We start from the raw sequence: 12,122 nt of genomic DNA on the forward strand, positions 1-12,122 counted from the left end.
AAGATTGCAAATACATTGATCTTTTTAAAAAAAAATTCATATCCAAACTTATCAAGACAAGTGTCATTATAATACCTGTTTCTATTTCCATAGGCAAGGGTTGTGTTATTCAAATTCAAATGTTAAACATTCGGGTTTAATTTTTATAAAAGGATAAAAAATGGGAAAAAAAACCAAAAAGGACAGCAAGTTTTTACTGTTTTAAATCAGTATATTAAGGACTTATCCTTCGAATCTCCTAATGCACCTTACTGTTTTGCTGATATTCAAAACAAAAAACCCGCAATACAAATCAATGTACAAGTTAATGTAAATTCTATTTCTGAAACTAATTTTGATGTTGTTCTTTCATTTGATATTGAAGCTAAAAACGACGAAAAAATAATTTTTCGCTTAGAAGTTGCGTATAGCGGTATTTTCCAAGTTTTTAATTTTCCAAAAGAACACATTTCGCAAATTCTATTTGTTGAATGTCCTCAACTCCTTTTTCCTTTTGTAAGACAGATTATTTCCAATACTATAAGAGATGGTGGTTTTCCTCCTCTTATGATTGATAAGATTGATTTTCTACAGTTATTTCAACAAAAACAATCTTCGATAGAAAACAAGGAATAACCTGATATATAGATTTATTGATTAGATGAAGTATACCGATTCCAAATAGAATTTTTTCCGATCATTTGAATTGTTTTGGTATGTTCCGCTATTTCTTCTTCTGTTATTCTTAAAGAAAGGGGTTTCTCTCTTTTTAGGAAAGAAATATTCTGAGCTATATTTTCATCTTTTCCAAAAAGAAAATCTTCGTTAGCTTTAAATCCGAAATCTATCTGTGATCCTCCAACCATCATTTGAACATAAACATCTGCAAGAAGATGGGAGTCCAACAGAGCTCCATGTTTTGATCGATGTGAAATGGTTATTCCATATCGTTTACAAAGGGAATTTAAATCATTTCTAGAAGAGGGATGTTTACGTCGTGCGATGGACAGAGTATCAACGATTCTTGATGGATCTAAAGGATCCTTGTTTATTCTTTGTAATTCAGCATTTATAAAGCCAACGTCAAATTTAGCATTATGAGCTATCCATTCAGCATTTTTATCATTAAAAAAATCCCAAAATTCAGGAAAAATTGCAGAGAAAAACGGTTTATCCCTCAAAAATTCATCGGTTATGCCATGTAATTTAAGAGCCTCAGGATTGACTTTTTTTCCATCTGGGGAAAGAAAAACTTGAAAAGTTCGACCAGTTTTAGAATAGTCTAGTAGTTCAACGGCGCCAATTTCAATTATTCGATCATTTTTTTTATCAAGACCTGTCGTTTCTATATCAAATATTATTTTACGCATTTTGTTTTTTAACATTACTTTTTTTGAAAATAAACTGCAGCATCTTTTTAATTTCCTTTTCTATTTCCTCAATTTTTCCTTCTGTATTTATAACATAATCAGCGCGAGATACCTTATCTTTTTCGTTCATTTGCTTGGATAAAATAAAAAGAAAACTTTCCTCAGTATGGGTTTTTCTCGATAAAACACGCTTACGTTGAGTTTCAAAATTACAAGTTACAACAACTACTGCATCAAACAAAGGCTCTTTATTAGTTTCAAAAAGCAACGGTGTCTCGAAAAAAACTATTTTTTCCCCCCTACAGGACATCTCATGTAAAAGTTTTTTTTCATACATCCTAACCATTGGATGTACGATTCTTTCAAGAATTTTTAATTTTTCAGGTGATTTTTGTAATACTTCAAGTAAATAAGATTTATTAACCCTGCTATTTTGGATTGATCCAGGAAAATTTTTCCCAATTATATCTACAGCTTCATGATGATATAGCTTATTAACTATATCGTCAGAACTGATGACTGGAATTTTTTCTTTTATTAAAAATTTTGCTACCGTTGTTTTTCCCGTACCAATAGAACCAGTCAATCCTATAATTAACACGTAAGCACCTCAATATCAAAAAAAACATTGTAAAATTATGGCCAATCTATTTGTAGAATATTTTTTATTGAATTATAATGTAAAATGCACTTGTGGCAATATGTTCCACCTAATGCAAATATACATATTGTTTAGGTTAGAAAAATTATCGTTTTTTTCAACTAATTAGTTTTACTAAAAAATAGTTGCGTTGTTAAATATCAATTAAAAAAAAAGCTTTTGTTTATTTTAATTTCTTGAAAAAAATTGATCTATTTGGCAATTTGCATATGATGTAGTATTTTACAAATATTCAAAGTATCAGTAGGAGTTTTTGATTTGAACTGGATCACAAATTTTGTTCGTCCTCGTATAAGTTCTGTATTCGGACGTAGCTCAATTCCGGAAAATCTTTGGGTAAAATGTCCGGAAACAGGAGAAATGATTTATCACAAAGATCTAGAAGAAAACCAAAGGGTTATACTTTCTTCTGGTTTTCATATGAAAATACCGGCAAAAGAAAGATTGAATTTCTTGTTTGATAACGGGGAATACTCTTTGTTAGATCAACCTCAAACATGTCAAGATCCATTGAAATTTCGTGATAATAAAAAATACATAGATCGCTTAAAAGAAAATCGTTCTAAAACCAATTTGGTGGATTCAGTCATATCAGCTATTGGTAATGTACATGGTTTAAAATTAGTTGCCGTTGTGCATGATTTTTCTTTTATAGGGGGATCGTTAGGTATGGCTGCAGGTGAAATAATCATAAAATCTTTTGAAAAAGCTATTGAGGAACAATGCCCTCTTGTAATGTTTACTGCATCTGGTGGTGCACGCATGCAAGAAGGTATTTTGTCACTTATGCAATTGCCTCGTACCACAATTGCGGTTGGCATGCTTAAAGAAGCGGGTCTTCCTTATATTGTCGTCCTGACTAATCCTACAACAGGAGGCGTTACTGCTTCCTATGCTATGCTTGGCGATATTCATTTAGCTGAGCCTGGAGCCGAAATAGGTTTCGCTGGGAAAAGAGTGATTGAACAGACAGTAAGAGAAAAATTGCCAGATGGTTTTCAAAGATCTGAATATCTAGTGGAACATGGAATGATAGATAAAATAGTTCATAGGCATGATATTCCAAAAACTCTATATACATTATGTAAAATATTGACCAAAAAAACGTAGTAAAAAGAGAGACGAACTCTCTTTTAAATCTATTTTCTGTTTAAAGAGCAAAAAATGACTTTTTTTTCGCTACAACGGATCAAGTGTCTTTTGGAAGACTTGGGAAAACCACAAAATAATATTCCTCCGGTTATTCATATAGGAGGAACAAATGGCAAAGGATCAGTGGCATCATTTATCCAGAGATTGCTTGAAACGTCAGGTTTATCGGTCCATGTTCATACATCTCCTCATCTTATTAGGTGGAACGAACGTTTTCGCTTAGGTGTTAAGGGGGGTGGGGGAAAATTAGTAGAAGACGCTATAGTACTTGATACATTTCGTCGTGTTATTCAGACTAATAACGATCGAGATATTAGTGTTTTTGAAGCATCGGTTGCCACTGCTTTTGTTTTGTTTGCAGAATATCCTGCAGATGTTGCTATTATTGAAGTGGGTTTAGGTGGACGTTTTGATGCTACGAATATAATTGAAAAAACTGCGGTTTCTGTAATCACGTCTATTTCTTTGGATCATGAAAAATATTTAGGAAAAACTGTCGATTTAATTGCAAAAGAAAAAGCAGCTATTATGAAAAGTGGATGTCCTGTGGTTATAGGTCATCAGTCATATGATGAAGCAAGAGATGTTCTTGTTTCAAAAGCACAAAAAATGGGATGTACATATCGTGTATACGGGGATGATTTTTATGCTTTTCGCAAAAATAGGCATCTTGTATATCAGGACAAGTCTTCTCAAATAAATTGTTCAACACCAAATCTCTTGGGTGAGCATCAGTATTTTAATGCGGCAACTGCGATTTGTGCCGTTCAAACGGCTGGTTTTAAATTAGAAAAAGATTGTGTCAACATTGCTCTCCAATCAGTTAACTGGTTAGGACGTCTTCAAAAAATAACTCAAGGTTTTTTGCTTAACGAATTACCAAATTATTCTGAGCTTTGGATAGATGGAGGTCACAATCCAGATGCAGGATTGGTTATTGCGAGGGAAATTTCTAAATTGAAAGAACTTGATACAAAGACATTCTATCTTGTTATAGGTATGTTAGCAGATAAGGACTATGAGGGTTATTTGAAAGCATTTGTAGGATTATCTCCAATTGTATTAACAGTTCCTATTATGTGCAAAGGGCATGAAAGCATACCAGAAAGCATCAACCCGCAAATTTTAATGCAAGGGGCAAAAAAATTAGGTTTGACGGCATTTGCTTGTTCTTCCTTAACGGAATCATTGGTAAAAGTAAAAAATACCAATAAAAACCTTCCGCCTGCCATCGTCCTTATAGGAGGATCTCTTTATCTTGCCGGAGAAGCTCTTTATAAAAATGGAACATATTGTTATTAAAACCAACCCAATCCTAAATGTTGTTTAGTTTAGGCATAACATCTGAATAATTTTAGTTTAGCAATACTAAACTAGAGATAATATCCATTTGGAAATATCATTTTTAGACAATCCACCAGGCATCATCTTGTCTATCATTTGACCATCTTTAAATAAAATAAGGGTAGGAATAGAAACTATTTTATAGCGTGTAGATATAGAAGAATTTTTTTCGATATCTACTTTTACGATTTTCACCTTATCGGACAATTCATCGGCAAGATCATCAATAATAGGAGATAGCGCCACACAAGGACGACACCAACTCGCCCAGAAATCTACAACTACCGGATTTGAGCATTTCAAAACCTCTAAATCAAAATTATCTGCGTCTGTTGCTAATGCACCCATAAAACATCCCCTCTACGTGTAACCAAGTCAACCTTCTACTAATCTTAATTTGATTAAAAATCAAGAAATTTTATCCTCTATTTCCATAAAAGATTGATCTAATTTTTCTTGGGGAATCATAAATATTTTCGGACCTGAAATATAGATCAGTAAACAAATTATTGATTTATCAGGATATAAATTTTTAAGAACTTTTTCATATATAGCAAGTTGTGTAATATGAGAGGATGGAATATATTCAATACCCTTAGGAAGAAGCGGGTGAGTCTTATATTCAAAAATAAAAACATTTTTCTGTGAAATGGCTATTTGATCAATACGCCCAGATATTAAAACATCCTTTTTGGATAAATGTATTTTTCCAGAAACTGAAACTTCTGCATAAGAATCAGAAGACATAGCCGTTGACATTATAGGATCTTTTAAAAGTGCTTTAATAGATATTAGTAAATTATTATCTTCTTCTACGGATAAAAAATTCGCATTTTTCTTGCAGTATGAAAGTATATACGGATCTCTCTTTTCTTCGGGAAGTGTAAAAATAACTTGTAGTAGTTGATGAATAATCTGCCCACGTTTGAGACAAGTATTGTCAGGCAATAATTTTTCTGGAATAGCTTTGTCTTTTAAATTGAGCATTGACGGATTTAGGACATAGGATGTTTCCATCTCGTTTTTAATTGGGGCAAAGAGCTTTTCTGGGATTTTTTCTTCGCGATTCGATGGTGCTGTAATTGCTTCTTCTTCAACTTGTATATTTTCAGTATTAGGAAGACACCATTCATAAGCTAGCCACTCATCTTTATTGGTAGGATTTTTTAGTTTTACCTCTTTAACTTGCGTATCCTCATAAAAAGATTCATAAACCATGTTGTACCAAGTTCTTTGATTGGATTTATTTTCGTTGCTAGCATTGGAATGACTGCAAATAATTAACTTGTCTGAAGCACGCGTCATTCCAACATACAAGAGACGATTGTTCTCTTCCTGGGCAGATTTTTTTAGATCTTGGATGAGGTCCGAAACGATCTTATTACGTAAAAACTGTTGTGGAATCCATATTGGTGTTCCAGGACAGTCATCAGAAGAAGGGGAAATATGAATTTTTTTTATGTGATTACTAGAAAATACCTCGGATCCTGTATCAACAAGGAATACCACAGGAGACTCCAATCCTTTGGCGGAATGTACTGTCATAATCCTTACTTCATTGCGGTTAACGCTTTCTTTTTTTAAGGTAGGTGGATAATGTTCTAAATCGGACATTAGTTCTTGTAGAGTAGAACAGTTTTTTTGTTCGTTTCTTAATGTAAAGTTGAGAAATTCATTGAGAACATCAACAACCTCAATTCCAAAACGAGAAATGAACTGTTTTCTTCCTTCTTTAGCCCCTAGTATTAATGTAAAAAAATCATAAGGGGAACAAGACTGATAAATACAAATGAGTTCTTGCATATATTGGACGATATGACAGCATTTGGATATTCCATGATTGGCAAGTTTTTGTATGTAGGCATAGATGGTTTCTGTTTCGTGACGTTTTGTGCATATTTCAAATATATCATTTTCAGATAAATTAAAAATGGGACTCTTAAGAAGCGAAACTAAAGAGAGATCATCTTCTTGCGAAATGATAAAATTTCCTAGAGCCATCAAATCTTTTATGGCGAGATGATCTGTCAGAACAAATCTATCATTGCTAGCTACGGATATTTTATGATCATTTATAAGAAATCTAGTAAGGAATGCGATAAAAGGGTTGTTCTTGCGCTTGCGTACTAATATTAGAATGTCTTTCGCATGAACGGGTCTTTTTTTACCGTTGTTGATGATAGTATCAGATCTGATCATTTTTGAAATAGTGTAGGCAATACGTCGCGCTAAAATAGAAGCAGAAGTTTCCTCTGGCACGGAATCAAAACAAGATATCCAATCTTCCTGTTTGGGATTAGGCTTTGAAATTACTTTTTCCCAGAGTTGTACGTTCCCAGCATGTCCTATACGATTAGAACGATGTAGAATCTGCTGTTTATCTTCAGTTAGTCCTTGTGCATTTTCCGAAGTAGAAAAAACTTTATCCACGGCAGCAAGAATCTCGGGAGTTGAGCGAAAAGACAATGGTAATTGTATTGTGGAGAATTTCTGCCCTGCGCTAATGATACGTTCTTTATTAATTGTTTTTTCGTGGAAAAAACGCTTTGGTTCTGCGCCGTGAAAAGAAAAAATAGATTGTTTTTCATCACCTACTGCGAACAACGTACGTGGATTTGAGTATACATTGCCCCCAATAAAAAAATCTTCAGTTAAAGAGCGGATTATCTCCCATTGACTTAGGCTAGTATCTTGTACTTCATCAATGAGTATATGATTGATTTCTTGGTCAATTTTATAGCGTATCCATGCACTTATATCACGTTTTTTTAAAAGATCGACGGTATAAACAATGAGATCTTCAAAATCAAGGAAAAAATTCTTTTTTTTCAGTTTATCATAATGGAAATTGAGATGTTTAGCTAATGTTAATGATGCTAATGTGGTGCTAAATATTTTATATGTTTTTAAACGCTCCCATATTAGGATAAATTCTTGCTGTGATTTTATTATTTTTTCTTTCAAATCAGGTAATTTTTTAGCCGCACTTGCAGTCATCATCGTTGTGTGTGTGTATGGTTTAAATTCTTCTGTTAGAAAAAAAGACAATAAAAGATTTAAACGCTCTTCGATAGAGTGATCCTGAGATAATTTTTTGAGGATATTAGCTTTTTTAAGCATTTTTTTTGTGGTAGCCAAAAAAATATATTGTTTAATGTCACTTTCTCTTAAATGTGGTAAGGGCCACATATCTTGATATATTTTTTCATAACTTTCATTAGGGGGCAAATCAAAGCGATCTTTTAGTAATTTCTCTTCCCCACCATAGGATTTAGCAAAAGAAGAAAACCGATTGAGAGCACTCCTGTTACTAATGATATCAGACATTAAATCTTCTAAATTTATATCATTATAAGAATTCAATATGTCATCAAAGGCTTGTTTAAACTCCACATTATCATCTAGCAAAATAGATGCAATTGTCGATTTTTTTGCTTCTTCTATTGGTTTTTTAGATTGATCGCCATCTAAGACAGAGAAGTCTCCTGTAATATTTGATTCTAATGGAAATTGTCGAATAAGTGATTCGCAAAAAGAATGGATGGTTTGAACTTTTAATCCATTAGGAGTTTCAAGTATTTTGACAAGTAAGAGTCGAGCTTTTGAAATATCACTTTCATTTTGTTTTATGCCTTGTATTTTTGTAATTTCAACAGAAAGTTGTTCGTCTGATAAATGAGACCATTCAGTGATTATTTCGAAAACACGGTGGGACATTTCTGCTGCCGCTTCTTTTGTGTGCGTAAGGCACAAAAGAGCAGAAGGATTAGCTCCCGAAAGGAGAAGGCGTAAAACTCTTTGTACTAGAATATGTGTTTTTCCAGAGCCTGCATTAGCAGAAACCCACGCAGAACGAGTAGGATCGGAAGCTAATAATTGTTGAGATTTCGTCCAAGTTATCCAATCTGTAATATTAGAATTATTTTGTGATGAATTAAGATGCATCATAGTTTTCTTTCCATTCTTCCACTCGGGCAAGATGATCATACTCGCTAGGAATATTGGCGTTTTCTGAGAAGCGTAAATGTGATATAAAAGGCTTCTTGCCACTTTGTAAGGATTTTATAATTTCAATAAAATTCTTTAGGGATTCTTCTGAAAGTTCGTCAGCGGAAAGATCTTTTTCATTTCCTGCAATGCAATCGATTATAAGTCTTGGCTTGAGTCTTTTGTGATCTAGCTTTAATCTTATGTACACAAGTTTCCCAACTTCTCTACAGTCAATTTGAGAAAAAGATCCAGCTTTCAAAGCCACCGCTTCTAATGAAAGTTGTGGATCAATAAGATTTTGAGCAATTTTTTTTGTAGGATTATTACCGGTTTTATAGTCTATTATGTCCGCATATCCTGATTTTAGTATATCAATACGATCAGCAATACCAGTTAGATGAATTCCGATAGAATCTATTTTCATTTTTGCAGGAACATTAACAATTGTTTTTTCTATTAAAGGCTGTCGTTGTTCTTCATATTCTAAGAAAGGAAGAGCAATTTTATGAAATAGATAACGCCAAATAATGTCAATATGCGGAGGTAAATTTTCTTTTTCAAAGCAAGAATCAATAATATCTTTCATACGACGAGTTATTTCAGGTGTATTTTTATTTATTTTTTCTTCTATGAGCCCTGTGACAATCTTATGAAAAAGAATTCCGCGATCCTTTGGATTGGGATCGTTTTTAAAACGGGGCATAAAATCTAGCCTGAGAATTTTTTGCGCATAAATAGCATAAGGGTCTGACATCAGTTTTTTGATTTCTGAAAAAGAATAAGTTTTAGGCTGTGTTTCTAGAGGCGGGAAAGGGCGTGGGCGCTTACAAATTATTTGTTTTTTGGTAGAATCGTCTAGACGTCTAGCCCAATCTAAGTAGCGCTCCCCTTTCTTTTTAAGATCATTTGAAAAAGCATTGCCTCCAAAAACTAAAAGTCTTTGTAACCAACGTGATGCGACAGTTGGAATGTTATTTTCTTGTAAAGAGCGTGTATATATAAGATGACGTGTCCCACTGGCCATTTCAAAATCATGGGCAGCCTGCCCGATGTATTTTTCAGCTGTTTCTAATCCTAGATCTGATTGCATCATGCGTGATAAAAACGGATTTTTAGGGGTATATTTTGGCCAAATTCCTTCGTTAAGCCCTCCTAATATTAATGTGTCAAAATTCAGCAATCTAGATTCCAGCGTACCAAGTATGAAAATAGTAGATGATTTTTCTATTTTAGGTTTTACTGTTTCTCCGGCAATGAGTGCTGTAATAATATCAATCCATTCAATAGCGTTTGCTTTTATACAAGGACCAGCTTCAATGATTTTGCTGAACAATGCAGATAAAGCCTTCCCTTCTTCTGCCAGCCATAAACTTGGCAATTTTTTATTTTCATCAAGACAGACATTTTGCAAACAAGCTGCCGTTAATTCTGTCCAATCAGGTGTACTTAGACTATCGCCAATAGAATTTTCATTCATTTTATATACAGCCAGAGGAGCTATCGATTTAACAATATGATCTGCCAACCATAAGGATAACTTTTTATCTTCCTCAGAAAGGCGTGATTGCCAACGAGGAATGTATTTGTCATTTTTTTGTTCATTAATTTTATTAATAACCAAGGATTTCAAATCTATTATATCACAAGGATTTCTATTCCCTCGAAGCGCAATTAATTCAAGTGCATTTTTTGCTTTAAACAAATGTTTTTCAGGAAATCCAAATGTTGCCAAGGGATGTTTAATGAGCACAGCAAGTGCCATAGGATCGTTGGTTTTAAAGACTGCATTTAAAAGTGATGTAAGAATAGAGCCTTGTAATGTGGTTGATAGGGGAATACCAGCAGAAATATCAACATCTATTCCAAAACGTATAAGTTCTAGTTTTACACGACGCGCTAGGTTTCGATCGGCGGTTATTAAGGCGGATTTTGTTTTTTTATTTTCATCAAGAGACATTCGTAGCGCTATGGCTATGGAAGTTGCCTCTTCTCGTTCGTTATTTGCCTCAATTAATGCTACATCAGAAAAAGATTTTTGAAGATCTAGTATTTTATCTTCCATACGATCAGTATCGTATGTATTAAAAGAACCTGATGGAAAAAACGATTTTGAAATAATAATAGAACGCATACGCATCTCGTCATTAACGATTCCCAAACATTTGACATCTTCACGTTTTATTTTCAAAAAATGCAAAAGCTTAGACAAAGAATATTGCGGATTCATTGGGTGTGTCGCATTTGATTGAGTAATATTATTAGATTTTTCTGAGATTGTATCCCATATATTACTAGGCATAAAAACGTCTACCCCTGGCAAAACTATTGCACCATTTGGATCACTTGCCACGGCTGACATTAATCGTGCAGTTGCCGGCATGGAGCCAGTTGATCCTGCTACAATGATAGGGCCTGTTCCCTTCCTTTTTGCAATATATTCCGCTTCAGCACGCATCAGGGCTATTTGATAATGGACGGCAGAAGAAACGCTGAGTTCAGAAAGTCTATCTTTCCAATATTCGCTGGCAATTTTTAAAAAATCCAAAGCAAATAACCACCACATTCCATATTTATCGTTTTCGAGCGTATACAAGTCTTCCCATTTTTTTTCTTCTATTTCGATGACATCGATAATATCTGCTAAATTTTTTGCGAGCCAAATAGCATCAGCAGGACTCGCTGGAAGAATTAACGGCGATTCGGGATAAATATCTTTTATTTTGTTGGGAAATTGATTCCGCCAAGCAAGAATTAAGCGTGCTAGCTCTAAAAGGCGTTTCATATTAGAAATAGGCGGGTTTAAATTGCACGATAGGGGAAAGTCCGTATTAAAGTTTTCGTCTACAATATCCCCTAGTGGTTTGATTACCGGTAAAATTATAGATTTTTCACCTATAGCTGCAGTAAATTCTGAACGCAATGCTTGAATTGCACGTTTTGTTGGAACGTAAATTGTAATTGAAGCTAAAGATAGTGGGTTAGATGGATCATATTGAAAACTTTCCACTAATGTTCCATTTAAAAGAGAAAGGACCATTTCTCTAAAAAAAGAAGAAGATGGTGCAATAGTAAAAATATTTGGTTTTTTATTTTCCATAATTCTAACGAGAGTTAATTGGTTTTAGATGATTTATTATGTTCTTGGGACGCTTGATTAATCATCTGATTAAGATGAGATATTATCCATTTAGAAGATAAAATAGTGGCTTTTCTTCCATTTTTTTCCTGTTCAAGGTGAATGCAAATGCATTGGGATGGTAGTAATTCTTTTCCAATATCAGGCCATTCAATGATGCATAGTCGTTCGTTTAAAATCTCATCAAATCCCAATTCAAATAGTTCTTGATGACTAGATAGTCGATAGAAATCAAAATGAGCTATTGGTATGCTAGCTTCATAGAGTTGGACTAGTGTAAAAGTGGGACTTAAAACTTCTAATTCATTATTATTCGATAAAAAACGTATGATAGAGCGAGCTAAAAAACTTTTTCCTGAGCCGAGATCTCCTGATAGAGTGAGACAATCTCCTAATTTAAGCACATAGGCTAAAGTATGACCAAGAAGAATGGTGTCTTTTTCATGAGGAAGGGATATGATGGTCGAATGTGTATCAGAAAAATTCATAA

At 33.8% G+C, this 12,122-nt stretch carries 9 protein-coding genes; 3 read left to right on the forward strand and 6 right to left on the reverse strand.

The window, feature by feature from the left end; translation table 11 throughout:
* Window positions 1-153: 153 nt before the first annotated feature.
* Window positions 154-615 (forward strand): protein-export chaperone SecB, encoded by a 462-nt coding sequence (gene secB / locus CKC_RS05905; protein WP_080551005.1) that lies wholly within the window; start codon window positions 154-156, stop codon window positions 613-615.
* A gap of 14 nt (window positions 616-629) precedes the next feature.
* On the opposite strand, the gene dnaQ is transcribed toward secB, so the two are convergent.
* A complete protein-coding gene (gene dnaQ, locus CKC_RS01380) occupies window positions 630-1,349 on the reverse strand; it encodes a DNA polymerase III subunit epsilon (RefSeq protein ID WP_044054219.1) in 720 nt (239 codons plus the stop codon).
* Entirely contained in the window at window positions 1,342-1,950 is a 609-nt protein-coding gene (gene coaE, locus CKC_RS01385) for a dephospho-CoA kinase (RefSeq protein ID WP_013461699.1), read from the reverse strand. The genes dnaQ and coaE overlap by 8 nt, the downstream gene beginning before the upstream one ends.
* 318 nt (window positions 1,951-2,268) lie before the next feature.
* On the opposite strand from coaE, the gene accD reads away from it, so the two are divergent.
* Entirely contained in the window at window positions 2,269-3,120 is an 852-nt protein-coding gene (gene accD / locus CKC_RS01390) for an acetyl-CoA carboxylase, carboxyltransferase subunit beta (RefSeq protein ID WP_013461700.1), read from the forward strand.
* A gap of 54 nt (window positions 3,121-3,174) precedes the next feature.
* On the forward strand, window positions 3,175-4,464 hold the full coding sequence (locus CKC_RS01395; protein WP_013461701.1) for a bifunctional folylpolyglutamate synthase/dihydrofolate synthase: 1,290 nt from the start codon (window positions 3,175-3,177) through the stop codon (window positions 4,462-4,464).
* 66 nt (window positions 4,465-4,530) lie between these two features.
* Here the strand turns inward: CKC_RS01395 and trxA are convergent, their stop codons facing one another.
* From trxA to tsaE, 4 genes are read right to left on the reverse strand one after another with little or no spacing between them, the layout of a single operon-like run.
* Window positions 4,531-4,854 carry a thioredoxin gene (trxA, locus tag CKC_RS01400; RefSeq protein ID WP_013461702.1) on the reverse strand — a complete coding sequence of 108 codons (324 nt, stop codon included), beginning with the start codon at window positions 4,852-4,854 and terminating at the stop codon, window positions 4,531-4,533.
* Window positions 4,855-4,914: 60 nt separating this feature from the next.
* Entirely contained in the window at window positions 4,915-8,454 is a 3,540-nt protein-coding gene (gene addA / locus CKC_RS01405; protein WP_013461703.1) for a double-strand break repair helicase AddA, read from the reverse strand.
* A complete protein-coding gene (gene addB, locus CKC_RS01410) occupies window positions 8,441-11,593 on the reverse strand; it encodes a double-strand break repair protein AddB (RefSeq protein WP_013461704.1) in 3,153 nt (1,050 codons plus the stop codon). Before addB ends, addA begins: the two co-directional genes overlap by 14 nt.
* Window positions 11,594-11,607: 14 nt before the next feature.
* The gene (gene tsaE, locus CKC_RS01415; protein ID WP_013461705.1) at window positions 11,608-12,120 is read right to left on the reverse strand and encodes a tRNA (adenosine(37)-N6)-threonylcarbamoyltransferase complex ATPase subunit type 1 TsaE; all 513 of its coding nucleotides are present in this window, start codon (window positions 12,118-12,120) and stop codon (window positions 11,608-11,610) included.
* Between the last annotated feature and the right edge of the window lie 2 nt (window positions 12,121-12,122).

Origin of the sequence: Candidatus Liberibacter solanacearum CLso-ZC1 (assembly GCF_000183665.1) — a bacterium.
Classification (GTDB): Bacteria; Pseudomonadota; Alphaproteobacteria; order Rhizobiales; family Rhizobiaceae; genus Liberibacter; species Liberibacter solanacearum.